The 25,374-nt window shown below is 67.0% G+C and carries 23 protein-coding genes, 2 tRNA genes and 2 pseudogenes; 16 read left to right on the forward strand and 11 right to left on the reverse strand.

Annotated elements, in window-relative coordinates; translation table 11 throughout:
- Positions 1-154, reverse strand: a pseudogene (locus tag A5753_RS24245) (sorbosone dehydrogenase family protein); the annotation flags it as partial.
- 263 nt (positions 155-417) lie between these two features.
- Between A5753_RS24245 and A5753_RS06610 the strand changes: the two are divergent.
- Positions 418-1,275 (forward strand): DoxX family protein, encoded by an 858-nt coding sequence (locus A5753_RS06610; protein ID WP_067124707.1) that lies wholly within the window; start codon positions 418-420, stop codon positions 1,273-1,275.
- Between the two features lie 10 nt (positions 1,276-1,285).
- Here A5753_RS06610 and A5753_RS06615 read toward each other — a convergent pair whose 3' ends face one another.
- The gene (locus tag A5753_RS06615) at positions 1,286-1,642 is read right to left on the reverse strand and encodes a PH domain-containing protein (RefSeq protein ID WP_067124710.1); all 357 of its coding nucleotides are present in this window, start codon (positions 1,640-1,642) and stop codon (positions 1,286-1,288) included.
- Between the two features lie 354 nt (positions 1,643-1,996).
- On the opposite strand from A5753_RS06615, the gene A5753_RS06620 reads away from it, so the two are divergent.
- From A5753_RS06620 to ilvC, 3 genes are all read left to right on the forward strand, one after another.
- Positions 1,997-3,865, forward strand: a complete 1,869-nt coding sequence (locus A5753_RS06620) for an acetolactate synthase large subunit (protein ID WP_067124713.1) — start codon at positions 1,997-1,999, stop codon at positions 3,863-3,865.
- Positions 3,865-4,365: an acetolactate synthase small subunit gene (gene ilvN / locus A5753_RS06625; RefSeq protein ID WP_067124716.1), complete on the forward strand. Its 501-nt coding sequence runs from the start codon at positions 3,865-3,867 to the stop codon at positions 4,363-4,365. Before A5753_RS06620 ends, ilvN begins: the two co-directional genes overlap by 1 nt.
- 62 nt (positions 4,366-4,427) lie before the next feature.
- Positions 4,428-5,429, forward strand: a complete 1,002-nt coding sequence (gene ilvC, locus A5753_RS06630; RefSeq protein WP_067124719.1) for a ketol-acid reductoisomerase — start codon at positions 4,428-4,430, stop codon at positions 5,427-5,429.
- 68 nt (positions 5,430-5,497) lie between these two features.
- On the opposite strand, the gene wrbA is transcribed toward ilvC, so the two are convergent.
- Both wrbA and A5753_RS24250 read right to left on the reverse strand, forming a co-directional pair.
- Positions 5,498-6,109 carry an NAD(P)H:quinone oxidoreductase gene (gene wrbA, locus A5753_RS06635; RefSeq protein ID WP_067124722.1) on the reverse strand — a complete coding sequence of 204 codons (612 nt, stop codon included), beginning with the start codon at positions 6,107-6,109 and terminating at the stop codon, positions 5,498-5,500.
- A gap of 19 nt (positions 6,110-6,128) precedes the next feature.
- Positions 6,129-6,221, reverse strand: a pseudogene (locus tag A5753_RS24250) (FAD-binding protein); the annotation flags it as partial.
- A 29-nt stretch (positions 6,222-6,250) separates the two neighbouring features.
- Here A5753_RS24250 and serA point away from each other — a divergent pair.
- Both serA and A5753_RS06645 read left to right on the forward strand, forming a co-directional pair.
- The gene (gene serA, locus A5753_RS06640; protein WP_067124725.1) at positions 6,251-7,837 is read left to right on the forward strand and encodes a phosphoglycerate dehydrogenase; all 1,587 of its coding nucleotides are present in this window, start codon (positions 6,251-6,253) and stop codon (positions 7,835-7,837) included.
- 43 nt (positions 7,838-7,880) lie between these two features.
- A complete protein-coding gene (locus A5753_RS06645; RefSeq protein ID WP_067124728.1) occupies positions 7,881-8,891 on the forward strand; it encodes a 3-isopropylmalate dehydrogenase in 1,011 nt (336 codons plus the stop codon).
- Here A5753_RS06645 and A5753_RS06650 read toward each other — a convergent pair.
- Complete coding sequence (locus A5753_RS06650; protein ID WP_067124731.1) at positions 8,791-10,095, reverse strand: MFS transporter; 1,305 nt, start codon at positions 10,093-10,095, stop codon at positions 8,791-8,793. The two genes, A5753_RS06645 and A5753_RS06650, sit on opposite strands and share 101 nt — an antisense overlap.
- Before the next feature lie 129 nt (positions 10,096-10,224).
- Between A5753_RS06650 and A5753_RS06655 the strand changes: the two genes are divergently transcribed.
- From A5753_RS06655 to A5753_RS06670, 4 genes are all read left to right on the forward strand, one after another.
- The gene (locus A5753_RS06655) at positions 10,225-11,031 is read left to right on the forward strand and encodes a fumarylacetoacetate hydrolase family protein (protein WP_067124732.1); all 807 of its coding nucleotides are present in this window, start codon (positions 10,225-10,227) and stop codon (positions 11,029-11,031) included.
- Entirely contained in the window at positions 11,028-12,506 is a 1,479-nt protein-coding gene (gene gltX / locus A5753_RS06660) for a glutamate--tRNA ligase (protein ID WP_156655980.1), read from the forward strand. Before A5753_RS06655 ends, gltX begins: the two co-directional genes overlap by 4 nt.
- A 151-nt stretch (positions 12,507-12,657) precedes the next feature.
- A tRNA-Gln gene (locus A5753_RS06665) sits at positions 12,658-12,729 on the forward strand.
- 73 nt (positions 12,730-12,802) lie between these two features.
- Positions 12,803-12,875 (forward strand) — tRNA-Glu (locus tag A5753_RS06670).
- A gap of 12 nt (positions 12,876-12,887) precedes the next feature.
- On the opposite strand, the gene A5753_RS06675 is transcribed toward A5753_RS06670, so the two are convergent.
- Together A5753_RS06675 and A5753_RS06680 are read right to left on the reverse strand one after the other, a co-directional pair.
- A complete protein-coding gene (locus tag A5753_RS06675; RefSeq protein ID WP_067124736.1) occupies positions 12,888-13,400 on the reverse strand; it encodes a pyridoxamine 5'-phosphate oxidase family protein in 513 nt (170 codons plus the stop codon).
- A 64-nt stretch (positions 13,401-13,464) separates the two neighbouring features.
- Positions 13,465-14,166: an IclR family transcriptional regulator gene (locus A5753_RS06680; RefSeq protein WP_067124738.1), complete on the reverse strand. Its 702-nt coding sequence runs from the start codon at positions 14,164-14,166 to the stop codon at positions 13,465-13,467.
- 85 nt (positions 14,167-14,251) lie between these two features.
- On the opposite strand from A5753_RS06680, the gene leuC reads away from it, so the two are divergent.
- The 3 genes from leuC (at position 14,252) to A5753_RS06695 (ending at position 17,169) form a co-directional block, all read left to right on the forward strand.
- Positions 14,252-15,691 carry a 3-isopropylmalate dehydratase large subunit gene (gene leuC, locus A5753_RS06685; RefSeq protein WP_067124740.1) on the forward strand — a complete coding sequence of 480 codons (1,440 nt, stop codon included), beginning with the start codon at positions 14,252-14,254 and terminating at the stop codon, positions 15,689-15,691.
- Positions 15,692-15,716: 25 nt separating this feature from the next.
- Positions 15,717-16,325, forward strand: coding sequence for a 3-isopropylmalate dehydratase small subunit (gene leuD / locus A5753_RS06690; RefSeq protein ID WP_067124815.1), 609 nt, complete (start codon positions 15,717-15,719; stop codon positions 16,323-16,325).
- A 199-nt stretch (positions 16,326-16,524) separates the two neighbouring features.
- A complete protein-coding gene (locus A5753_RS06695) occupies positions 16,525-17,169 on the forward strand; it encodes an HU family DNA-binding protein (RefSeq protein WP_067124742.1) in 645 nt (214 codons plus the stop codon).
- Between the two features lie 88 nt (positions 17,170-17,257).
- Here A5753_RS06695 and A5753_RS06700 read toward each other — a convergent pair whose 3' ends face one another.
- From A5753_RS06700 to cofC, 3 genes are all read right to left on the reverse strand, one after another.
- Positions 17,258-18,205: an NUDIX hydrolase gene (locus A5753_RS06700; protein ID WP_067124744.1), complete on the reverse strand. Its 948-nt coding sequence runs from the start codon at positions 18,203-18,205 to the stop codon at positions 17,258-17,260.
- Between the two features lie 88 nt (positions 18,206-18,293).
- Complete coding sequence (locus tag A5753_RS06705) at positions 18,294-20,483, reverse strand: RNA degradosome polyphosphate kinase (RefSeq protein ID WP_067124817.1); 2,190 nt, start codon at positions 20,481-20,483, stop codon at positions 18,294-18,296.
- Between the two features lie 137 nt (positions 20,484-20,620).
- A complete protein-coding gene (cofC, locus tag A5753_RS06710) occupies positions 20,621-21,283 on the reverse strand; it encodes a 2-phospho-L-lactate guanylyltransferase (protein WP_067124746.1) in 663 nt (220 codons plus the stop codon).
- A gap of 159 nt (positions 21,284-21,442) precedes the next feature.
- On the opposite strand from cofC, the gene A5753_RS06715 reads away from it, so the two are divergent.
- Together A5753_RS06715 and A5753_RS06720 are read left to right on the forward strand one after the other, a co-directional pair.
- Positions 21,443-22,477: an NAD(P)H-dependent glycerol-3-phosphate dehydrogenase gene (locus tag A5753_RS06715; RefSeq protein WP_067124747.1), complete on the forward strand. Its 1,035-nt coding sequence runs from the start codon at positions 21,443-21,445 to the stop codon at positions 22,475-22,477.
- Positions 22,478-22,559: 82 nt separating this feature from the next.
- Positions 22,560-23,696, forward strand: coding sequence for a D-alanine--D-alanine ligase family protein (locus tag A5753_RS06720; protein ID WP_067124748.1), 1,137 nt, complete (start codon positions 22,560-22,562; stop codon positions 23,694-23,696).
- Between the two features lie 4 nt (positions 23,697-23,700).
- On the opposite strand, the gene A5753_RS06725 is transcribed toward A5753_RS06720, so the two are convergent.
- On the reverse strand, positions 23,701-24,261 hold the full coding sequence (locus A5753_RS06725) for a DUF3515 domain-containing protein (RefSeq protein ID WP_231990017.1): 561 nt from the start codon (positions 24,259-24,261) through the stop codon (positions 23,701-23,703).
- A 128-nt stretch (positions 24,262-24,389) separates the two neighbouring features.
- Between A5753_RS06725 and A5753_RS06730 the strand changes: the two genes are divergently transcribed.
- Positions 24,390-25,358 (forward strand): thiamine-phosphate kinase, encoded by a 969-nt coding sequence (locus A5753_RS06730; protein WP_067124750.1) that lies wholly within the window; start codon positions 24,390-24,392, stop codon positions 25,356-25,358.
- The last annotated feature ends 16 nt before the right edge of the window (positions 25,359-25,374 follow it).

A 25,374-nucleotide genomic window follows, 5' to 3' on the forward strand; every position in this document is an offset into this window, starting at 1 on the left:
GCGTCGAGCTGGGCTGCGGCTTCAGCTCGGGGGCGGTGGTAAATGGTTGCGATTGGGCGTCGTTGAAGCGCGCGCACCCGCTCGTCACCAGCACGAGGGCGCACAGCGCGGCGAACCCGCGTCGAACCGACCGCCTCGATCGCCCTAGTCGCATGACCGTCAGGCTACGGAAAGTGCCAGCGGCGCCGCCACACACGTCCCGGTTGCCGTCGGCCGCACACTCGATCCGACCGCTGTGTCACCCCGCCCGTCAGCCGCCTCGGGCAGACCGGCGATCGGCCGTGCGGGGCCGCCGGGACCGGTTTGCGGGCCGATTTGGGCCGATCCGGCCCGGTTCGGCGGGCAAACCACCGATTGCCAGGCGAAAGCGCCGCTCAAATCCCCAATTCAGGACCGAATGCCCTTACCCTGACACCCGTGACCAGTCAACCGAATGACGCACATTGGCAAAGGCCCGGCGAATCCCCGGAGCCGACCCCGGGACGCCCCGCCTCGGCGCGGCTGGTCGATCCCGAAGACGATCTGACGCCAGTCGGCTACCCGGGCGACTTCAACCCGTCGACCGGGACCACCACCGTCATCCCCTATGGCGCCGCCGCCGCGGTCGCCGGCTCCGGCGCCGGGGGCTACAACCTGCTGGAACAGCAGGAGCCCCTGCCCTACGTCCAGCCGCATTCGGCGGCCCGCCATGACTCCGAGTCCGTAGACGCCGACGACGACCAACACCATGACCGGTGGCCCGATGTCGGCCGGCGCGGAACGCAGCATCTCGGTTTGCTGCTGCTGCGCATCGGGCTGGGCGTGGTGCTCGGCGCGCACGGACTGCAGAAGCTGTTCGGCTGGTGGGGTGGCTCGGGCGTCGCGGGGTTCAAGAACTCGCTATCCGACGTCGGCTACCAGCACGCCGACATCCTGGCCTATGTCAGCGCCGGCGGGGAGGCGGTGGCGGGCGCGCTGCTGATACTCGGCCTGTTTACCCCCATCGCGGCGGCCGGTGCGCTGGCGTTTCTGATCAACGGCCTGCTGGCCAGTGTCTCGGCGCGGCCGCACTCGCGCACCTTCTCGTTCTTCCTGCCCGAGGGCCACGAATACCAGATCATCCTCATCCTCATGGCCGCCGCAGTCGTCCTGTGCGGTCCCGGCCGCTACGGCCTGGACGTGCGCCGCGGCTGGGCGCATCGCCCCTTCATCGGGTCCTTTGTCGCCCTGCTGGCCGGCATTGCCGCCGGTGTCGGAGTGTGGGTGGCGCTCACCGGCGTCAATCCGATCGGCTGACCGGCCTAAGTCACTGGTAGGGGTTGGGCACCCGCCCCGCGCTCGCCTCGGTCAGCTCCGGCAGTGTGGCGAATGTGACCGCGGGCAGCCGCAACTCGGCGCCGCTCTTGAGCCGCGCGCGTCCCCACGAACCGCGGTGAAAGCGCAGCCCGTCGATTTCGTCCCAACCCACCTTCCGGCTGCCGAAAAGCGTCCGAACGGTCACGCCCCGGTCGTCGGCGACGGTGCGTAACCGGATGATCAACGCCGATAGCAGCACCGGAAGGAGCAGCAGCGGAAGCGACGGGGGCCACAGCAGCACCGGAATCAGCAACCCCAGCGTCAGGAATCCGACGGCCAGATGCGCTATCGGCGACACCTTGATCACGACGGGCGCTGCGGAGGGGGTTTGGGGAGACGAACCGGTAGCCACCCCATCATCATTTCATCCGGCACCGAGAAGGATCCGGCGAGCGCTCCACCGCCAACCTACTGGTACGCGGGGCGCCGAGAGTCACGGATTTGACTCCTGAGCTGTGCGAAGGCTACCGTCGGACGCTATGGATACCTCCGGAAAGCCCGGGATGCTCGTAGTAATTAGTCGGCGCGTTGGTGCCTGACTTGACCTTCAGCATCTGAAGCAATCCAGAACCAACGCGCAACCCTCGTGCAGCAGATGAGCTGTCGGGGGTTTTTTGTTGCCCCCAGCGAGACTCCCGGAATGAATGAGGACTGAACGACAGTGAGCGCTCCCATCAGGCAGCACGCCTCCGCGACACCGGACGCCGCGGACATCGCCACGGACGCGGCCAAGCCCGCCGCGAAATCCGCGGCCGGCAAGCCGAAACGCATCGGGCCCGAGCAACTTACCGGCGCACAGTCGGTGATCCGCTCGCTGGAGGAACTCGGCGTGGAGGTCATCTTCGGCATTCCCGGCGGCGCGGTGCTGCCGGTCTATGACCCGCTGTTCGACTCGAAGAAGCTGCGCCACGTGCTGGTCCGCCACGAGCAGGGCGCCGGCCACGCCGCCAGCGGCTACGCGCACGCCACCGGCAAGGTCGGCGTCTGCATGGCGACGTCGGGGCCCGGGGCCACCAACCTGGTGACCCCGCTGGCCGACGCCCAGATGGATTCGATCCCCGTCGTCGCCGTCACCGGCCAGGTCGGACGCTCGCTGATCGGCACCGACGCCTTCCAGGAAGCCGACATCTCGGGCATCACGATGCCGATCACCAAGCACAACTTCCTGGTCCGCTCGGGCAACGAGATCCCGCAGGTGCTCGCCGAGGCGTTCCACATCGCCTCCTCGGGCCGCCCCGGCGCGGTGCTCGTCGACATCCCCAAAGACGTGCTGCAGGGCCAGTGCACGTTCAGCTGGCCGCCGCGCGTCGACCTGCCCGGATACAAGCCGAACACCAAACCGCACAGCCGGCAGATTCGTGAGGCCGCCAAGCTGATCGCGGCCGCCCGCAAGCCGGTGCTCTACGTGGGCGGCGGTGTCATCCGCGGTGAGGCGACCGGGCAACTCTACGAGCTGGCCGAGCTGACCGGCATCCCCGTGGTGACCACGTTGATGGCGCGCGGGGCGTTCCCGGACAGCCACCCGCAGCACATGGGCATGCCCGGCATGCATGGCACCGTCGCCGCGGTGGCGGCGCTGCAGCGCAGCGACCTGCTGATCGCGCTGGGAACCCGCTTCGATGACCGGGTGACCGGAAAGTTGGACACCTTCGCCCCCGAAGCCAAGGTCATTCACGCCGACATCGACCCGGCCGAAATCGGCAAGAACCGCCACGCCGACGTCCCGATCGTCGGCGACGTCAAAGCCGTCATCGCCGAACTGCTCGAGTTGCTGCGCCAGGACGGGATCCCCGGCAAGCTCGACATGACCGACTGGTGGGCCTACCTGAACGAAGTTCAGTCCACCTACCCGCTGAGCTATGACCCGCAGAGCGACGGCAGCCTCGGCCCGGAGTACGTCATCGAAAAGCTCGGCCAGCTCGCCGGTCCGGACGCCCTGTATGTCGCGGGCGTCGGCCAGCACCAGATGTGGGCGGCGCAATTCATCTCCTACGAAAAGCCGCGCACCTGGCTCAATTCCGGCGGGCTGGGCACCATGGGATTCGCCATTCCGGCGGCGATGGGCGCCAAGATGGCCCGCCCGGACGCGGAGGTGTGGGCGATCGACGGCGATGGCTGCTTCCAGATGACCAACCAGGAGCTGGCCACCTGCGCGGTCGAGGGCATCCCGATCAAGGTGGCGCTGATCAACAACGGCAACCTGGGCATGGTGCGCCAGTGGCAGACGCTGTTCTACGACGAGCGTTACTCGCAGACCGATCTGGCCACGCACTCCCATCGCATCCCCGACTTCGTCAAGCTCGCGGAGGCGCTCGGCTGCGTCGGATTGCGTTGCGAGCGTGAGGAAGACGTCGAAGACGTGATCAACCAGGCGCGCGCGATCAACGACCGACCGGTGGTGATCGACTTCATCGTCGGCGCCGACGCGCAGGTGTGGCCGATGGTGGCCGCCGGCACCAGCAATGACGAGATCCAGGCGGCGCGCGGAATCCGTCCGCTGTTCGACGACGAGAGCGAAGGCCACGCCTGATGCACACGCACACTTTGTCGGTGTTGGTCGAGGACACACCCGGCGTGCTCGCCCGGGTGGCGGCGCTGTTCTCGCGGCGCGGGTTCAACATCGAATCGCTGGCCGTCGGTGCCACCGAGCAGAAGGACATGTCGCGGATGACCATCGTGGTCTCCGCCGAGGAGACCCCGCTCGAGCAGATCACCAAGCAGCTCAACAAGCTGATCAACGTCATCAAGATCGTCGAGCTCGACGACGACAATTCGGTGTCCCGCGAGCTGGCGCTGATCAAGGTGCGCGCCGACGCCGGGATTCGCAGCCAGGTGATCGAGGCGGTGAACCTGTTCCGCGCCAAGGTGATTGACGTGTCGACGGAGGCGTTGACCATCGAGGCGACCGGCGACCGCGGCAAGATCGAGGCGCTGCTGCGGGTACTGGAGCCCTTCGGGATTCGCGAAATCGTCCAATCCGGGGTGGTGTCGTTGGCCCGCGGTTCCCGCGGAATCGGCCCGGCCAAATAAGTTTTCAGCGCAAACGAGAAGGAGATAGTGAAGTGGCTAACCCGTCTGGGGAGACATTGCCGATGTTCTACGACGATGATGCGGACCTGACGATCATCCAGGGTCGCAAGGTCGGCGTCATCGGATACGGAAGCCAAGGACACGCGCACTCGCTGAGCTTGCGCGATTCCGGCGTGCAGGTGAAGGTGGGCCTCAAGGAGGGTTCGAAGTCGCGGGAGAAGGTTTCCGAGCAGGGCCTCGACGTCGACACCCCGGCCGAGGTGGCCAAGTGGGCCGACGTGATCATGCTGCTGGCGCCCGACACCGCTCAGGCCGACATCTTCAAGAATGAAATCGAACCCAATCTGAAGGACGGCGACGCGTTGCTCTTCGGTCACGGCCTGAACATCCACTTCGATCTGATCAAGCCGCCGGCCAATGTCACCGTCGCGATGGTCGCCCCCAAGGGGCCCGGCCACCTGGTGCGTCGTCAGTTCGCCGACGGCAAGGGCGTGCCCGCGCTGATCGCCGTCGACCAGGACCCCAACGGCGACGGCGAGGCGCTTGCCCTGTCCTACGCCAAGGCCATCGGCGGCACCCGCGCCGGTGTCATCAAGACCACCTTCAAGGACGAGACCGAGACCGACCTGTTCGGTGAGCAGGCCGTGTTGTGCGGTGGCACCGAGGAATTGGTGAAGACCGGCTTCGATGTGATGGTCGAGGCGGGCTACCCGCCGGAGATGGCCTACTTCGAGGTGCTGCACGAGCTCAAGCTGATCGTCGACCTGATGTACGAGGGCGGCATCGCGCGGATGAACTACTCCGTTTCCGACACCGCCGAATTCGGCGGCTACCTGTCCGGTCCGCGCGTGATCGACGCCGGCACCAAGGAGCGGATGCGAGGAATCCTGCGCGACATCCAAAGTGGCGAGTTCACCAAAAAGCTGGTCGCCAACGTGGAGGGCGGCAACAAGCAACTCGAGCAGCTGCGCAAGGAGAACGCCGAGCACCCCATCGAGGTCACCGGCAAGAAGCTGCGCGACCTGATGAGCTGGGTCGACCGGCCGATCACCGAAACCGCCTAATTTTCAGCGCCGAGATCCGTCGAGACTGAAACTACGCACACCCGTTGCGGCGTGTCGTGTCCGTAGTTTCAGTGTCGCGGCGCCGAACCCAGCCGGTCGGCGACGGCGACCACCCGGCGGGCCAGGTGTTCGAGGGCGGCGCCGGTGGCCTCGTCGAATTCGTTGATGTTGTCGTGCGTGGTGACCAGGCTCGCCCCGTAGGGATTGCCATCGATGAACTTGCACGGGTCGGTGTATCCCGGCGGCACGATGATGCCGCCGAAATGCATCAGCGTGATGTACAGCGAGAGCAGGGTGGTCTCCTGACCGCCGTGAATGGTGTTCGACGACGTGAAGCCCGCATACACCTTGTCCGCGAGCTTGCCCTGCGCCCACAGCCCGCCCAGCGAGTCGATGAACGCGCGTAATTGCGCTGCCGGAGAGCCGAACCGGGTCGGTGAACCGAAGATCACCGCATCGGCCCAGACGATGTCGTCGCCGGTGGCTGACGGAAGGTCTTTGGTGGCCGCATAATTCGCCGTCCAGGCCGGGTTGTGGGCGAACGATTCGGGGTCCTGTGTTTCGGCGACGTGGCGCAGGCGGACTTCGGCGCCCGCTGATTCGGCCGCGGCGGCAACGCGCTGCGCCATTGTGGTGCCATGACCGGTGGCCGAGTAGTAGATGATCGCAAGTTTCGTCACGGCGTCATCGTAGGCCGTGAGCGTCGACGACCTGCACTTTCGGGCCGGCCCGAGCGCAGATTACGGCAGCGGTCAGCCCGGGGGGTCCGCTGCCGGCGACGGTGACGTCCAGGCGTGAATTACAGCCGATAGGCTGGCCGGGTGAATCTGCCTGTTGTACTCATTGCCGACAAGCTAGCCGAATCCACCGTCGCAGCCCTGGGCGACCAGGTCGAGGTGCGTTGGGTGGACGGCCCCGATCGCGAGAAGCTGCTGGCGGCCGTGCCGGAGGCCGATGCGCTGCTGGTGCGTTCGGCCACCACCGTCGACGCCGAGGTGCTGGCGGCGGCGCCCAAGCTGAAGATCGTCGCCCGTGCCGGGGTGGGCCTGGACAACGTCGACGTCGACGCCGCCACCGAGCGCGGTGTGCTGGTGGTCAACGCGCCGACGTCGAACATCCACAGCGCCGCCGAGCACGCGCTGGCGCTGCTGCTGTCCGCCGCCCGGCAGGTTCCGGCCGCCGATGCCTCGCTGCGCGAGCACGCCTGGAAGCGGTCGTCCTTCTCGGGCACCGAGATCTTCGGCAAGACGGTCGGCGTCGTCGGCCTGGGGCGGATCGGGCAGTTGGTCGCCCAGCGGCTCAGCGCTTTCGGCACCCACCTGATCGCCTACGACCCCTACGTGTCGCCGGCCCGCGCGGCACAGTTGGGCATCGAGCTGCTGACGCTGGACGAACTGTTGACCCGTGCCGACTTCATCTCGGTGCACCTGCCGAAGACGCCCGAGACCGCGGGTCTGATCGACAAGGACGCGCTGGCCAAGACCAAGCCGGGCGTCATCATCGTCAACGCCGCCCGCGGAGGTCTGGTGGACGAGGCCGCGCTGGCCGACGCGGTGCGCAGTGGCCACGTGCGCGCGGCCGGTCTGGACGTCTTCTCCAAGGAGCCGTGCACCGACAGCCCGCTGTTCGAACTGCCGCAGGTGGTGGTTACGCCGCATCTGGGCGCGTCGACCGAAGAGGCGCAGGACCGGGCCGGCACCGATGTCGCCGCAAGCGTGAAACTCGCCCTGGCCGGTGAATTCGTTCCCGACGCGGTCAACGTCGGCGGCGGTGTGGTCAACGAGGAGGTCGCGCCCTGGCTGGACCTGGTGCGCAAGCTCGGGGTGCTGGCCGCCACGCTGTCCGACGGCCCCCCGGTGTCGTTGTCGGTGCAGGTGCGCGGCGAGCTTGCCTCCGAAGATGTTGAGGTGCTTAAGCTTTCGGCGCTGCGGGGGTTGTTCTCCGCCGTCGTCGAGGGCCCGGTGACGTTCGTCAACGCGCCGGCGCTGGCCGAGGAACGTGGCATCATCGCCGAAATCGGCACGGCCTCGGAAAGCCCGAACCACCGCAGCGTGGTCGACGTACGCGCGGTCGCGCCCGACGGCACCGCCGTCAACGTCGCCGGCACTCTGTCCGGCCCACAGCTAGTGGAAAAGATCGTCCAAATCAACGGGCGCAACTTCGATCTGCGTGCCCGGGGCATCAACCTGGTGATCAACTACGTCGACCAACCCGGCGCGCTGGGCAAGATCGGCACCCTGCTGGGTTCGGCCGGAGTGAACATCGAAGCGGCGCAGCTTTCCGAGGACGCCGAGGGCCCGAGTGCGACGATCCTGCTGCGGCTGGACCAAGACGTTCCGGGCGACGTCCGGGCGGAGATCGGTGCGGCCGTCGGCGCCAACAAGCTTGAGGTGGTTGATCTCTCGTGACCATCGCCCACGACGATGCGAAGCGACGCAAGGAGCGGCGCCGATGAAGCTGGCGGTGATCGAGGGCGACGGTATCGGGCCCGAAGTCATTTCCGAGGCCATCAAGGTCCTCGACACGGTGCTGCCCGGAGTCGACAAGACCAGCTACGACCTGGGGGCGCGGCGCTATCACGCCACGGGCGAGCTACTGCCGGACTCGGTCGTCGATGAGCTGCGCGCCCATGACGCGATCCTGCTCGGGGCCATCGGTGACCCGTCGGTGCCCAGCGGCGTGCTGGAGCGAGGATTGTTGCTGCGCCTGCGTTTCGAGCTGGACCATCACATCAACCTGCGCCCCGGCCGGCTGTATCCGGGAGTGAGCAGCCCGCTGGCCGGCAACCCCGAGATCGACTTCGTGGTGGTGCGCGAGGGAACCGAGGGCCCCTACACGGGCACCGGGGGCGCCATCCGGGTGGGGACGCCCAACGAAGTGGCGACCGAGGTAAGCCAGAACACGGCCTTCGGTGTGCGCCGCGTGGTGGCCGACGCGTTCGAGCGGGCGCAGCGACGCCGAAAGCACTTGACACTGGTGCACAAGACCAACGTGCTCACCTTCGCGGGCAAGCTGTGGTCACGCATCGTGGCCGAGGTCGGCCGCGACTACCCCGACGTCGAGGTGGCGTATCAACACATCGACGCCGCGACGATCTTCATGGTCACCGACCCCGGTCGTTTCGACGTGATCGTCACCGACAACCTGTTCGGCGACATCATCACCGACCTGTCGGCGGCGGTATGCGGCGGAATTGGCTTGGCGGCCAGTGGAAATATCGACGGCACCCGGGCGAATCCGTCGATGTTCGAGCCGGTGCACGGCAGTGCTCCGGACATCGCCGGGCAGGGCATCGCGGATCCGACCGCCGCCATCATGTCGGTGGCGCTGCTGCTCGCCCATCTCGGCGAGGACACCGCCGCTACGCGGGTGGACCGGGCCGTCGAGCAGTATCTGGCAACGCGTGGGAACGAACGGCGCGCCACCACCGAAGTCGGCGAATTGATTGCTGCCGGGCTCTAGTCTCCAGACCGGGCGGCAGCAGCCGCGCCGGTACCAGCGGCACGGCCGCCAAGGGGAAAAACGCGCACAACAGCCATGCCGGTGGGTATTTCGCGGCCGAGATCAAGGCACCGAACAGTGGGGGGCCGGCCGCCGCCATCATCCGCTGGGTGGTGTTCTGGATGCCCAGAGCACGCCCGCTCCAGTAGGGCCCGGCGAATTCGGTGATGGCGGTGGCTTCCAGCCCGTTGTCGAGAACCGCGATCACCGCGATGGCGACCATCATCGCCGCCTGCCACCGGGTGTTCATGTAATCGGCCCACGCCAGCAACAGCAGAACCAGCACGGCGGCGGTCGCGATGTAGCGCACGGGTCGCATGCGTGAACCGAGTCGATCGGACCAGCGGCCCACAGCCACGCGTCCGAGCGCGCCGAGCAGCTGCGAGAGGGTGACCAATCCGCCGGCCGCCGCGACCGACCAGTGCAGGTTCTTGATCAGCCATACCAGCATGAACGTCACGGTTACCGTCTGCGGCATCATCAGCAGACCCGCCACCGCGTGAATCCGCCACAGTGTCAACGACCCTCGATACGGGCTGGCGAGTTCCTGAACACTTGCGCTGGCTCGGGGTTTGCGTGGCGGGTCGACGATGCCGATGACGCTCACTATCGCCCCGAGCGCGCACGCCACCGCCGTGAACCGCAGACCTGCCTGCGGCCCGTGCTCGGCAAGCTCGGGAATAATCATGGCGCCCAACGCGATTCCCAAGGGCTGCGCGGTTTGGCGGATGCCCATCGCCAGCCCCCGCTGGTGTGGTGGAAACCAGGCGGACACCAGCCGGCCGCCGGCCGTGTTGCAGCTGGCGGCGGCCATGCCGCCGAGAAACAGGTACACGGCGATCATCAGCATCGAATGCGCTGAGGCCGCGGCGTAGGCGGCTATCGCGGTCAGCGCCGAGCCCGTGGCCATCACCACCCGCTCGCCGACCCGGTCCAGCACGTATCCCCAGACCACCAGCGTGACCACCATGCCCCAGCTGGGCATCGAGGCCAGCAGGCCGGCCTCGTCGAGCCGGATTCCGCGCGCGGCTTGCAGCGATGGGATGAGGAACGCGACGCCGTTGATGAAGAGGAACGAACTCGCCGTTGCCAGCAGCGAAGCGATCATGATGGACCAGCGCGTGCCCGCGCCGATTTCGGGCTTCGCGGCCGGGTCGGTCTGCATTCCCCATGCTTGCATATCGGCGCGAAATTTAGGGGTAGGACTTGTGCGGGTGCCCGTCACTGGCTCGGACTGCGTGGCTCCTCGTCGGGCCGTCTTGGCCCGAATCGCCGCCAGACTAGGCTCAACCGAATGCGCCTTGGTCGAATCGCCAGCCCGGACGGTGTCGCCTTCGTCAGTATCGAAGGCGAACTCGACGACCCCGCCGAGATGATCGCGCGCGAGATCGCCGAACATCCGTTCGGGACGCCCAACTTCACCGGCCGGTCATGGCCGCTGGCCGACGTGCGGCTGCTCGCCCCGATACTGGCCAGCAAGGTGGTGTGTGTAGGGAAGAACTACGCCGATCACATCGCCGAAATGAAGGAGATGACCGGCCCGGCCCCGGTGGATCCGGTGATCTTCCTCAAACCCAACACCGCGATCATCGGGCCGAACGTTCCTATTCGCTTGCCGGCCAACGCATCACCGGTGCACTTCGAGGGCGAGCTGGCGGTGGTCATCGGCCGGCCCTGTAAGGACGTCTCGGCCGCCCAGGCGGCGGAGAATATCCTCGGCTACACGATCGGCAACGACGTGTCGGCGCGGGATCAACAAAAATCCGATGGCCAGTGGACCAGGGCCAAGGGGCATGACACCTTCTGCCCGGTGGGGCCGTGGATCGTCACCGACCTCAAACCGCTGGACCCCGGCGATCTCGAATTGCGCACCGAGGTCAACGGCGAGGTCAAGCAGCACAGCCGTACCTCGCTGCTGATTCACGACATTGGGTCGATCGTCGAGTGGATTTCGGCCGTGATGACCCTACTGCCGGGCGACATCATCCTTACCGGAACGCCTGCGGGTGTCGGCCCCATCGAGGACGGTGACACCGTCTCCATCACCATCGAGGGAATCGGTGCCCTCACCAATCCCGTGGTCCGTAAAGGAAAATCGTGACTGCACCAGCCCGAATTCGCGTCCGATTCTGTCCCTCGCCCACCGGCACGCCGCACGTCGGAATGGTCCGCACCGCGCTGTTCAATTGGGCCTACGCCCGACACACCGGGGGCACCTTCGTCTTTCGCATCGAGGACACCGACGCGCAGCGCGACAGCGAGGAAAGCTATCTGGCGTTGCTGGACGCGCTGCGCTGGCTCGGCCTGGATTGGGACGAGGGGCCGGAGGTGGGCGGACCCTATGGCCCGTACCGCCAGTCGCTGCGCAGTGAGATCTATCACGACGTGGTGGCCAAGCTGCTCGAAGCGGGGGAGGCCTACTACGCCTTTTCGACACCGGAGGAGGTCGAGGCGCGCCATGTCGCCGCGGGCCGTAATCCCAAGCTGGGCTACGACAATTTCGACCGGCAGCTGACCGATTCCCAGCGCGCCGCGTTCCTGGCCGAGGGCCGCAAACCCGTGGTGCGGCTGCGGATGCCCGACGAAGACCTCGCGTGGGACGACCTGGTTCGCGGCACCACCAGCTTCGCCGCCGGGTCCGTGCCCGATTTCACGTTGACCCGCGCCAACGGAGATCCGTTGTACACGTTGGTCAACCCGTGCGATGACGCGCTGATGAAGATCACCCATGTGCTGCGCGGGGAGGACCTGCTGCCGTCGACGCCGCGCCAGCTTGCGCTGTATCAGGCGCTGATCCGGATCGGTGTGGCCGAGCGCACTCCGCAGTTCGCGCACCTCCCAACGGTATTGGGGGAGGGCACCAAAAAGCTGTCCAAGCGCGACCCGCAGTCGAACCTGTTCGCTCACCGCGACCGGGGCTTCATCCCCGAAGGGCTGCTCAACTATCTCGCGTTGCTCGGCTGGGCCATCGCCGACGACCACGACGTGTTCAGCCTCGACGAGATGGTGGCCGCGTTCGACGTGGTCAACGTCAACTCCAATCCCGCCCGCTTCGACCAGAAGAAGGCCGACGCGCTCAACGCCGAGCACATCCGGATGCTGGCGGCCGACGATTTCACCACCAGGCTGCGCGACTATCTCAACGTGCACGGTCATCGCCTCGAGCTGGATGACGCGGGCTTCGCCACCGCCGCCGAGCTGGTGCAGACCCGGATCGTGGTGCTCGGTGACGCGTGGAACTTGTTGAAGTTCCTCAACGACGACGAGTACGCGCTCGACCCCAAGGCCGCCGCCAAGGAGCTGGGAGCCGACGGCGGCGCGGTTCTGGACGCGGCGTTGCCCGCGCTGGACGCGGTGGCGGACTGGACGGGTCCGCAGATCGAAGCCGCGCTCAAGGCCGCGCTCATCGACGATCTGGGCCTCAAGCCGCGCAAGGCGTTCGGCCCGATCAGGGTGGGGGTCACCGGGACGACGATCAGCCCGCCGTTGTTCGAGTCGCTGGAGCTGCTGGGCCGCGACCGTAGTCTGCTTCGACTGCGCGCGGCGCGTGAGACGGCCGGACGGGACCCCGCCTGAGTGACCGAGACCGCGCATGCGGAGTGTCCGGTGAGACTTTGGTAGTCTGCACTGCGGTTTACCGAAAGGCCGACAACGGCTGGCGGCGGCGGACTCCAAAGAGCTTACGAAGGCCCGCAATCGACGCTGACCAGCGGTTTTAGGCAGCCAATGGGGTATGGTGTAATTGGCAACACAGCTGATTCTGGTTCAGCCATTCTAGGTTCGAGTCCTGGTACCCCAGCAAAACTCCCTCCGCCTCAAGCGATTAGGTGGGCCTAGCGGGGTGAGCTATGCTGACTGCTCGGATCGTTTCTGGCCCCGTCGTCTAGCGGCCTAGGACGCCGCCCTCTCACGGCGGTAGCGTGGGTTCGAATCCCATCGGGGCTACAAACTACGCAGCTACTGGTCGGTCCCCGGGACCGCCGGTGCTGTCGATCCGCCCACCGGCATGGCCGGCAAGCCGAGTTTGCGATGATCCCAAGAACGAGCCCGGCGGGCCACAATGCGAACGCAGACCCGCTTGTTCATCATCTGCTCGACGAACGGTTTCATGTCATCGCTGTAGGGACCGGTGTAGCGCTCCCAGACGCTGACGCCCACGCGGTGTGAGACGTCGGGATCGTCGACGATCTCGGCGACGCCCTCGAAGGACACCCCGCGCAGCGTGTCGTAGGTGTGGCCGTCCTCGATCAGAAAGCTCACGCGCGGATCGCGCTTGAGGTTGACGGCCTTCTGCGACTTGGCCTTGGTCTCCAGCCAGATCTCGCCGTCGACGACGGCGTACCACATGGCGGTCAGGTGAGGTTGGCCGTCGGCGCCGACGGTGGCCAGCGTGCCGGTGCGGCTTTTCACGACGAAGTCGGCGATCTCGTCTTCGGACATGACGATGCTCGCGCGCTGATTGGTTCCCATGCCGGTCAGTCTGGCAGGCGTTCTGCGGTGAGCGTGCACTGGTGGCGTCGAGCGTGCGCCGGTGTTAGAGGCGGCGGGTGAGAGCGTCGGCGGCGGACAGAAGATCGGCGGCCCAGCGTGCACCGGGGCGCCGGCCGATCCGGTCGATGGGGCCCGAGACCGAGATGGCCGCGACGACGGCGCCGCGGCTATCGCGCACCGGCGCCGACACACTCGCCACGCCCGGCTCGCGCTCGGCCACGCTTTGCGCCCAGCCCCTCCGCCGCACTTCGGCCAGAGTTCGCTCGGTGAACTTCGCGGTCGCGAGCACCGCCTTCTGGGTGGCCACGTCGCTATGGGCCAGTAGCACTTTGGCACCCGACCCGGCCGTCATCGGCAATCGCGCCCCGATCGGAACCGTATCGCGAAGCCCCGCAGCGGGTTCCAGTGCGGCCACGCAAACGCGGTCGGTGCCCTCACGGCGGTAGAGCTGCACGCTCTCCCCTGTCGTTTCGCGCAACAGCGGGAGAACGGCGGCGCTGGCGGTGAGCAGCGGATCGTTGACGTGAGCCGCGAGTTCGGTGACGGCAGGACCGAGCCGCCAGCGACCCTCGTTGTCGCGTGCCAGCAGGCGATGGACTTCGAGGGCGGCCGCCAGCCGGTATGCGGTGGCGCGGGGTAACGAGGTCCGCTCGCACAGTTCGGCCAACCCACAGGGCGATTGGGAAATCGTTTGCAAAATACCCACGGCTTTGTCCAGGACGCCGATGCCGCTATGCTGTCTCACAAGGAGATACTAGCGTCTCGCATTGTGAGATCACAGCCCGGATGGTCGGCGAGCCGCTAACGAGGCGAATTGAGGCGAGTTCGATATGGGAGTCGACCAAGGGGCGGCGGGGGCCGCCACCAAACCGCGCACTCTGGCCGAAAAAGTCTGGGATGACCACGTTGTGGTGTCCGGTGGTGCCAGCGAGCCCGACTTGATCTACATCGATCTGCACTTGGTGCACGAGGTCACCAGCCCGCAGGCTTTCGACGGCCTGCGCCTGGCCAGGCGGCCGGTGCGCCGCCCCGACTTGACGCTGGCCACCGAGGATCACAACGTCCCGACCACCGATATCGACAAGCCGATCGCCGACCCGGTGTCGCGGACCCAGGTCGAGACATTGCGCCGCAATTGTGCCGAATTCGGTGTGCGGCTATATCCAATGGGCAATGTCGAGCAGGGCATCGTGCATGTGGTCGGGCCGCAGCTGGGTCTCACCCAGCCCGGCATGACGGTCGTCTGCGGCGATAGCCACACCTCGACGCACGGCGCATTCGGCGCGCTGGCCATGGGAATTGGCACCTCGGAGGTCGAGCACGTGCTGGCCACCCAGACATTACCGCTGCGGCCGTTCAAGACGATGGCGGTCAATGTCGATGGGCAGCTGCCCGCCGGTGTGACGGCCAAGGACATCATTCTCGCCCTGATAGCCAAGATCGGTACCGGCGGTGGGCAGGGGCACGTCATCGAATATCGGGGCAGCGCCATCGAATCGCTGTCGATGGAAGGCCGGATGACCGTCTGCAATATGAGCATCGAAGCGGGTGCCCGGGCGGGGATGGTGGCTCCGGACCACACCACGTTCGAGTTCCTGCGTGACCGCCCGCACGCCCCGCAGGGCGCGCAATGGGATGCGGCGATGAGCTATTGGCAGCAGCTGCATACCGACCCGGGTGCCGAATTCGACACCGAAGTCTATCTCGATGCCGCGTCGCTGAGCCCGTTCGTGACGTGGGGCACCAACCCCGGCCAGGGTGTGCCGTTGGCCGACGCCGTGCCGGATCCCGAGCTGATGACCGACGACGCGCAGCGCCAGGCGGCCGAGAAAGCGTTGGCATATATGGACCTTCGACCAGGCACGCCGATGCGTGACGTCGCCGTTGACACGGTGTTCGTGGGCTCTTGTACCAACGGTCGTATCGAAGATCTGCGGGTCGTCGCCGACGTGTTGCGCGGACGCAAGATCGCGTCGGGCATGCGGATGCTGGTGGTGCCGGGCTCGATGCGCGTGCGCGCGCAGGCCGAAGCCGAAGGGCTGGGTGAGGTTTTCACCGCCGCGGGCGCCGAATGGCGGCAGGCGGGCTGCTCAATGTGCCTGGGGATGAATCCCGACCAGCTTGCGCCGGGGGAGCGGTGCGCCGCGACGTCCAACCGCAACTTCGAAGGGCGCCAGGGTAAAGGCGGCCGCACGCATCTGGTGTCTCCGGCGGTAGCCGCAGCGACGGCGGTTCGCGGCAGATTGTCCGCTCCCGCCGATTTGAGCTGACGAATTCGACTGTGAAGGGATGAGCATGGAAGCATTTCACACCCACACCGGCATCGGTGTGCCGCTGCGGCGCTCCAATGTCGACACCGATCAGATCATTCCGGCGGTGTATTTGAAGCGTGTCACGCGAACCGGTTTCGAGGACGGTTTGTTCGCCAGTTGGCGGTCGGAGCCGTCATTCGTGCTAAATCTCAGCCCCTTTGACCGCGGGTCGGTGCTAGTGGCAGGGCCCGATTTCGGGACGGGATCGTCGCGTGAGCACGCGGTGTGGGCGCTGATGGACTACGGGTTCCGGGTGGTCATCTCGTCTCGGTTCGGTGACATTTTCCGGGGCAACGCCGGCAAGGCGGGGCTGCTGGCGGCCGAAGTTTCTCAGGACGGTGTGGAACTGCTCTGGAAGCTCATCGAGCAGAGCCCGGGCTTGGAAATCACTGTCAATCTTCAAGATCGAAATATCACAGCGGGAACGACGGTGTTGCCGTTCAAGATTGACGACTATACCGCTTGGCGACTGCTCGAAGGCCTTGACGATATAGCCCTTACGCTGCGGAAACTCGACGAAATCGAGGAATTCGAGGCGGCGTATCCGGACTGGAAACCGCGCACTCTGCCCGTCTCTTCAACGGCTGAGTGAAGCCGAATTTCTGCTTGATCGGCTAACTAAACCGAGCCGATTTCTAACTCCCTCGACCGGTCAAGGGCGGCAACCGGATTGCGAAAACGTCGCACCCTCTGCCCTGAAATTGCGCGTGGCTCTTGGAAATTTGCTGGGTGAGGGTTTACCGTGTCCACTAGTCGGTTCAAATCGAGGACCACTAGCGTCGGAGGGATTGATGAATAAGGCAGAGCTCATTGATGTGCTCACAACTAAATTGAACACGGACCGTCGACAGGCGACCGCAGCGGTCGAAAACGTCGTCGACACCATTGTGCGTGCGGTACACAAGGGCGACAGCGTCACCATCACCGGGTTCGGTGTGTTCGAGCAGCGGCGCCGCGCAGCACGGGTGGCCCGCAACCCGCGGACCGGTGAGACGGTGAAGGTGAAGCCGACGTCCGTCCCGGCGTTCCGCCCCGGTGCACAGTTCAAAGCGGTTGTGTCTGGCGCACAGCGCCTCCCGTCGGACGGCCCTGCCGTCAAGCGCGGTGTCGTATCGGGTGGCGGCGCGGCCAAGAAGACCGCCGCGAAGAAAGCCCCCGCCAAGAAGGCTGCGGCCAAGAAGGCTCCGGCCAAGAAGGCTGCGGCCAAGAAGGCTCCGGCCCGCAAGGCCGCGACCAAGGCTCCCGCCAAGAAGACTGCGGCCAAGAAGGCTCCAGTCCGTAAGGCGGCGACCAAGGCTCCGGCCAAGAAGACTGCCGCCAAGAAGGCCCCGGCCAAAAAGGCCGCGACCAAGGCTCCCGCCCGCAAGGCCGCGAGCAAGGCTCCGGCCCGCAAGGCGGCCGCAAAGAAGACGACCGCTCGGCGCGGTCGCAAGTAGCGGAGTCAAGTTCTAGACACGAGTACCCTTCGGGCGGCATTGAAGCCCCCGAAGGGTATTCGTGCGTTAGCGGGTTACCGCCATCGCATCAGGCCCGAACATCGGCGGCCAACGCTCCGCCGATGTGGTCGGCAGCCACCAACCGGCCGTCTGACAGCGACAGCACCCAGGTGCTGCCCTTGTGGTTGCGCGATTTGTCGGGCCGTACGCCATCGCGCTCACACCACCACGCGATCAGGTCCGGAATCACCTTGCCCTGAGTGCAGACAACGGGGGTGCCTTGCTGCTCGGCGATGTCCAGCATCCGGTGGCGTCCGCGTTTCGCGTTCTTGGCATAGGCCTCTTCGGTGAGGGTGGGCTCGTTGTGCACGGGCACGTCCAGCTCCTCGGCAAGCGGTTCCACGGTCTGGTGGCAGCGGACGCGGTCGGCCGCATGCACCTGCGTCGCGCCGAAGGCAAGCAGCTGCGGCACCAGCGCCTCGGCCTGGGCGCGTCCGCGTTTGTCCAGCGGCCGCTTGGCATCGTCGCCGGAGAAACGCGATTTGCGGCCCGCCGTGCCGTGCCGGACCACCAGCAGGGTATGCGTGTCGGCGGGCTTCTTGTTGAAGTGGCGCAGCACTTTTCGGTCTTGCGCGTAGTCCAGCTTCTGCATGGCCTCGGCGATCGGCAGCCACAGCAACCCGTCCACTTCGTTGCCCGGCACGAATTCTCCACCGGTGGAGCGCGCCGCCCAGTAGAAGACTTTTTTGACGCCCTGGTCGATCGGATAACTCACCAAGTCGAGCCGCCTGCCGAGGATGGCGTGCTGACCCGTCTCCTCGTGCACCTCGCGCACGGCCGCCACCGGGGCGGTCTCGCCGGGGTCCACCTTGCCCTTGGGCAGTGACCAGTCGTCATACCGGGGCCGATGAATGATGGCGATCTCGATGTCGCGGTTCTTCGCATCACCATCGCCTGGTCGCCACAGCACCGCACCGGCGGCATAGACGACTCGGCTTCCAGAGCGCCGTGCGGCGGACGAATTTTGGGTCGGCACCTCAACTCCTGCAGATCAATTCACTTCAGAGCCGCACACTTGGTCAGGACGCGGCCCGGAGAAACGACCGGAAATCAACCGCACAGAGCTAGGGACTGCGATGGCGCTCCATCAACGATACTTGGTGGTCGCGCACGGTATGGCCCTCTTGTGGCGATGGGGTCCACTGCCCGTCGGGCCCCAATTCCCAGCACCGGGTCGACGGATCCAGCGCGGATTCGAACAATTCGTCCAGTTGCGCGGTGAGCCTGGGGTCCTTGACCTGAGCCAGCACCTCCACGCGCCGATCGAGGTTGCGGTGCATCATGTCGGCGCTGCCGATCCAGAACTCGTTGATGTTGCGGAAATGGATGATCCGCGAATGCTCCAGGAAACGGCCGAGAATCGAGCGGACGAAAATGTTTTCGGAAAATCCCTCGGCGCCGGGACGCAGCGCGCAGATGCCGCGCACCACGACCTCGACCCGCACACCGGCCTGCGACGCCCGGTAGAGCGCATCGATCACCTGCTCGTCGACAAGCGCATTCATCTTCAGGCGAATGCGTCCGTCCCCGCGGTCGCGGTGCGCTTCGATCTCGCGTTCGACACGTTCGATGATGCCGGCGCGAATTCCATGCGGTGCCACCAGCAGATTGCGATAGGAGACCTTACGCGAATAGCCGGTAAGCGAATTGAACAAATCGGTAAGGTCCGCGCCGATGTCGGGGTTCGCGGTCAGCAGGCCGACATCCTCGTACAGGCGGGCGGTTTTGCTGTTGTAGTTGCCGGTTCCGATGTGGCAGTACCGCCGGATGGTCGAACCTTCGCGGCGCACCACCAAGCATGTCTTGCAATGCGTCTTGAGGCCGACGAGCCCGTAGACCACGTGCACGCCCGCCTGCTCGAGTGCGCGCGCCCAACGGATGTTGGCCTGCTCGTCGAAACGCGCCTTGATCTCGACGAGTGCCACGGCCTGCTTTCCGGCTTCGGCCGCTTCGATCAGCGCCCGCACGATCGGCGAATCACCGGAGGTCCGGTACAGCGTTTGTTTGATCGCCAGCACATTGGGGTCCGCGGCGGCCTGCTGGATGAAGCGCTGCACGCTGGTGGAAAAAGAGTCGTACGGGTGGTGAACCAGGACGTCGCCTTCACGCAGCGTCGCGAAGATGCTCTTGGGAGATTCGCGGTCGGCAAAGGCGGGGTGGGTGTCCGGGACGAACGCCGGGTCTTTGAGGGCGGGTCGGTCGAGGCCGTAGATCTGCCACAGCGACGAAAGGTCGAGCAGGCCGGGGACTTCGATGACGTCACCGGGGTGCACATCGAGTTCGCGCAACAACAGATCCAGCATGCCCTCGGTCATGTCGTCGGCGATTTCGAGTCGCACCGGCGGGCCGAACCGCCGCCGCGCCAATTCCCGTTCCAGCGCCTGCAGTAGATCCTCGTCGCGGTCTTCTTCGACTTCCATGTCGGCGTTGCGGGTGATGCGAAAAGCGTGATGCTCCACGATTTCCATGCCCGGGAAGAGCAGCGGAAGGAAGGCCGCGATCAGCTCTTCCATCGGCAGGTAGCGCACGATGGCCCGCCCGCCATCGTCCGCGCTGTTGATGGCGGCGAGCTCGACGAAGCGATCGACGTTGTTGGGCACCTTGACTCGGGCGAAGTGCTGACCGCCGTCCTCGGGCTGACGCACCATGACCGCCAGGTTCAGGCTCAGCCCGCTGACGAACGGGAACGGGTGCGCCGGATCGACGGCCAGCGGCGTCAAAACGGGGAAGACCTGTTCGGTGAAATAGGCCGACAATTCGTCGCGCTCGCGCTGATCGAGGTCGGCCCACGTGACGATGTGAATGCCTTCCTCGGCGAGTGCGGGCCGCACCGACTCGAGGAACACCCGCGCGTGCCGGGTCGCGATCCGCTGGGTCTGTTCCCCGATGAGGGCGAGTTGCTTTCGCGGCGTCAAACCGTCCGCGGAGCGAACCGACAATCCCATCTCGTCACGGCGCTTGAGGCCGGCGACGCGCACCATATAGAACTCGTCGAGGTTGGAGGCGAAGATCGCCAGGAACTTGGCGCGTTCCAGCAGCGGCAGCGAGTTGTCGTCGGCGAGCGCCAGCACGCGGGCGTTGAAGTCGAGCCAGCTCAATTCGCGATTGAGGTATCGGTCGTCCGGGAGGTCGGTCAGCGCCGCCTGGGTCGCAGCCGGCGGTGCCGCCACGGCCGAGTCGCCCGAATGCCACAAATTTTCGTCGGGTCGCGCCTCAGCTTCGATTTCAGTCACCCTGCGATCATTGCTCATCATGCGCGGGTGCTGCCAGTGGTGATCGCGAGCACGGCGCGGCCGGGCGAAGCGGGTCGCCACCGTCGGAGCCAGCGCTCGAGGGACATCCATTCGCCGTTGGCACGACGTTTACCCGCCGGACAGATTTGCTGATCGAATCAATGCGTCGCGATGGCGCGTGCGGTCGCCGGCCCCACCCCGAGGCGACGGGCGGCGGCAAGATCGTTGGGAGTGTCGACGTCACACCGCAGGCCGGGCCAGGCGCCGGTCAGCTCGATCGCACCCGAACTGCGGTGCCGCGCGGAGGAATCGGAGCCGAATCGCGGGTCGAGCGGGCTACCGAACGCGAACAGCGCCGCGGTGCCCGTCGCCAGCCGGTCGGCGACGAAGCTGCGTCGGTGCTGGCGTGCGGCGGCGATCGCCTCGTTCAGCTCCTGAGTCTGCAATGCGGGTAAATCCCCTTGCAGCACAACGACATTGACGAAAGAACTTCTTAACGCCCGTTCCGCGGTGGCGATGGCGTTGTTCAGCGGATCGGGATGACCCTCTGGTGTCGGGTCGGCCAGCACGCCGGCTCCCAGATCGATCGCCGCCGCGGCCGCGGCGTCGTCGGGCGTGATCACGGTGATCGAACCCAGCGACCGAACCCGTCCGGCGGCGGTCAGGGTGTCCATCAACATGGCGAGAACGACGCTTTCCCGGGTGCGCGCCGAGAAGACCGGGGCCAGCCTGGTCTTGGCCGCGGCCAACCTCTTGACGGCGATGATCAATGCGACATCGCCTGCGCCGTGGGCTCCACCGTCGGCTCGTATGCCGCTCATGAGAAGTCATCCTGCCAGCGACGCGCTGCGGATCGCTCGCGCACCGGGGGTGAAGCGGCCGGTGCGCGGGACACGCTGGCTCGCGTGATGCCCGTGATCTAGGGTGTAGCGGCTGCACGTGCCGCGTGAGCGACATCGACCACGGACAGGGGGTCATTTATGACCAGCGCATCATCGGGCGCTGTCGCGGTCATGGGTGCCGGGGCGTGGGGCACGGCGCTGGCCAAAGTGCTCGTCGACGCCGGTGGGCCCGAGGCGCGGGTGACGCTGTGGGCCCGCCGGCCCGAGCTCGCCGAGCAGATCAATTCCACCCGATCCAACCCCGACTACCTGCCCGGCACGTTGCTGCCGCCGGGCATCTGTGCCACCGCCGACGCCGCCGAAGCGCTGCGCGACGCGTCGACGGTACTGCTGGGTGTGCCCGCGCAGACCATGCGCGGCAACCTCGAGCGCTGGGCGCCGCTGATCCGGGAGGGTGCCACCCTGGCCAGCCTGGCCAAGGGCATCGAGCTGGGCACGTTGATGCGGATGAGCCAGGTCATCGTCTCGGTCGTCGGCGTCGACCCGTCCCAGGTCGCGGTGATCTCGGGGCCGAACCTGGCCAGCGAAATCGCGGCATGCCAGCCCGCCGCCACCGTCATCGCGTGCAGCGACTCCGGCCGGGCCGTCGCCCTGCAGCGCATGCTGAACAGCGGCTACTTCCGCCCGTACACCAATAGCGACGTGGTTGGTACCGAGATCGGCGGGGCCTGCAAGAACGTCATCGCCCTGGCGTGCGGGATGGCCGTCGGTGTCGGGCTCGGCGAGAACACCGCGGCGGCGATCATCACCCGCGGCCTGGCCGAGATCATGCGGCTGGGGATTGCGCTCGGCGCCAAGGGCGCGACGCTGGCCGGGCTGGCCGGAGTGGGCGACCTGGTGGCGACCTGCAGCTCACCGCGTTCGCGGAACCGTTCGCTGGGTGAACGGCTCGGCCGGGGAGCGACCATCCAGTCGGTGCTTTCCGGCACGCCCGACGGCGGCGACGGGCACGTCGTCGAGGGTGTGACGTCCTGCGAGTCGGTATTGGCCCTGGCCGCCAGTTACGACGTCGAAATGCCCCTCACCGACGCCGTGCACCGCGTGTGCCACAAAGGGCTGTCGGTGGACGAGGCGATGGCCCTGCTCCTGGGTCGCAGAACCAAGCCCGAATAAACGCCGCCCGGGCAAAGGAAAGGGCGACGCCGAGCCCCGCCACCCGACCGGGCCGCGCACCACCCGGTAGCCTCTTGAGATTGTGAATGCCAGCCAGCGCTCGCCGCTCCCCGGCTCAGGCGAGCGGGTACGCGTCGCCGTCGTCTTCGGCGGGCGCAGCAACGAGCACGCCATCTCATGCGTCTCGGCGGGCAGCATCCTGCGCAACCTGGACCCGGAGCGGTTCGACGTGCTCGCGATCGGCATCACTCCCGAGGGTTCGTGGGTGCTCACCGACGGCGATCCCGCCGCGCTGGCGATCACCGACCGGCAATTGCCCGAGGTGACCGCCGCGTCGGGAACCGAATTGGCGCTGCCCGCCGACCCTCGGCGCAGCGGCCAGTTGGTGTCCCTCGCGCCGGGCGCCAGCGAGGTGTTGGCGTCGGTCGACGTGGTGTTTCCGGTACTGCACGGCCCCTACGGCGAGGACGGCACCATTCAGGGTCTGCTGGAACTCGCCGGGGTGCCCTACGTGGGTGCCGGCGTGCTCGCCAGCGCGGCCGGCATGGACAAGGAGTTCACCAAGAAACTGTTCGCCGCCGAAGGATTGCCGATCGGTGACTACGCGGTGCTGCGCCCGTCGCGCCCGGGGCCGCGCCCCGAGGAGTGCGAGCGGCTGGGCCTGCCGGTGTTCGTCAAACCCGCCCGGGGAGGCTCCTCGATCGGCGTGAGCCGGGTGTCGAGCTGGGATCAGCTGGACGCCGCCGTCGCCGCCGCGCGCCGCCATGACCCCAAAGTTATCGTCGAGGCCGCGGTCGTCGGTCGTGAGCTGGAGTGCGGTGTGCTCGAAATGCCCGATGGCACAGTGCAAGCCAGCACGCTGGGCGAGATCCGGGTGGCCGGGGTGCGCGGGCGCGAGGATTCCTTCTACGACTTCTCGACCAAGTACCTCGACGACGCGGCCGAATTGGACGTGCCCGCCAAGGTGGACGACGAAATCGCCGACGGGATACGCCAATTGGCGGTCCGGGCGTTCAAGGCCATCGACTGCCAAGGGCTGGCCCGGGTCGACTTCTTTCTCACCGAAGACGGGCCGGTGCTCAACGAGATCAACACGATGCCGGGGTTCACCACGATCTCGATGTACCCGAGGATGTGGGCGGCCAGCGGCATGGACTACGCGACCTTGCTGGCGACGATGGTCCAGACCGCGCTGGCGCGCGGAGTGGGCCTGCGCTGACCACCTAACGGGGCTGGCCGGGGTCGACGGGCGCCGCCGGGATGCTGCGGTCGATCGCCTCGGAGAGCCGCTGAATGGGCGTCGGTCCCGATCCGGTCGGCAGCGTGAGCGCCACATAGACCCCGCGATCCACCGTGTACCAGGTGGATCGGCCTGCGTCACCGGCGGATTGCTGCTCGGAACGCACCTGGAACCACTGCACCCGATCGACGACCTGAATCGGGGATCCCACGACGAACTCGGCCGGGCGATCCAGCCCGCAACGCAGCACCACCGGGTCTCCGTCCGGCCCGCTTCGCCAGGCGGCGACGCCGTGCGGGGCCGGCTGCTCGAGCGGCGCGTGCTGGTAGTCCCCGAGCCGCTGCGGCAGCGCGCCCATCAGCGCCCGGCATGAGGGCCCGTCGGCCTGCGGCGCGGGGACGGCGGGAACCGCAACCGAGCGCGGGGGCGCCTCGCGGGTCGCCGCGATGGCCAGGATCACGCCGATCGTCGCGACGCCCAATGCGATCGCGGCGATGATCAGCGCGCGCGGCGGCCCGGGATCGGCGTCCGATTCGGTTGCCACCGTCCGCGCACCTCCTTGTCTGCTAACCACTATCGCCCGCATTTACCTACGTGCCAATTTATTCTCGGGCCGAAACGGTCCCGCGGAGCCCCGTCCGGCGCGGTCCGAGCGACGCCACGAGCCCTATCGTGGGTGGCGTGCAAGACGAATCGGGTGAGTCCCCGTCGCTGCGGCAACTCGGTGAGTTCGCCGTGATCGATCGCCTGGTGCGGGGGCGCGAGCAGCCCGCCGCGGTCGTGCTCGGGCCGGGTGACGATGCGGCGCTGGTGTCATCGGGTGATGGCCGCGCGCTGGTGTCGACCGACATGCTCGTGCAGGACCGGCACTTCCGGCTGGACTGGTCGACGCCGCACGACATCGGCCGCAAGGCGATTGCGCAAAACGCGGCGGATATCGAGGCGATGGGCGGGCGGCCCACGGCATTCGTGGTCGCCTTCGGCGCACCCGGTGATACGCCGGCGGCGAAGGTGGACGCGCTGGTCGACGGGATGTGGGACGAGGCGCACCGGATCGGTGCCGGCATCGCGGGCGGCGACCTGGTCCACTGCCCGCAGTGGGTCATCTCGGTGACGGTGCTGGGCGACCCGAACGGGCTCCCACCGGTGCTCCGATCGGGCGCGAAGCCCGGTGCGCTGATCGCCGTCGCCGGTGACCTGGGCCGCTCGGCGGCAGGATTTGACTTGTGGCGCAACGGTATTGAGGGCTTCGATGAACTGCGGCGCCGTCATGTGGTGCCGCAGCCGCCCTATGGTCAGGGAGCGGTGGCGGCGGCCGGGGGTGCGCAGGCGATGATCGACATCTCCGACGGCCTGGTCGGCGACCTGGGTCATGTCGCCGAGGCGTCCGGGGTGGGCATCCATCTGTCCACGGCGGCGCTGGCCGCGGACCATGATGCGCTTGGCGAAGCCGCGGCCGCGGTGGGCGCCGATCCCTGGGGCTGGGTGCTGGGCGGGGGCGAGGACCACGCGCTCGCCGCGTGTTTCGCGGATGCCGCGCCGGCCGGTTGGCGCATCATCGGGCGGGTCGTCGATGGGCCGGCCCGGGTGCTGGTCGACGATCGGGAGTGGAGCGGCCACGCAGGCTGGCAGTCGTATTAGGGTGACGCGGTGACCG

It is taken from the genome of Mycobacterium sp. 852002-51971_SCH5477799-a (genome assembly GCF_001667145.1).
In the GTDB taxonomy this organism is placed as follows: domain Bacteria; phylum Actinomycetota; class Actinomycetes; order Mycobacteriales; family Mycobacteriaceae; genus Mycobacterium.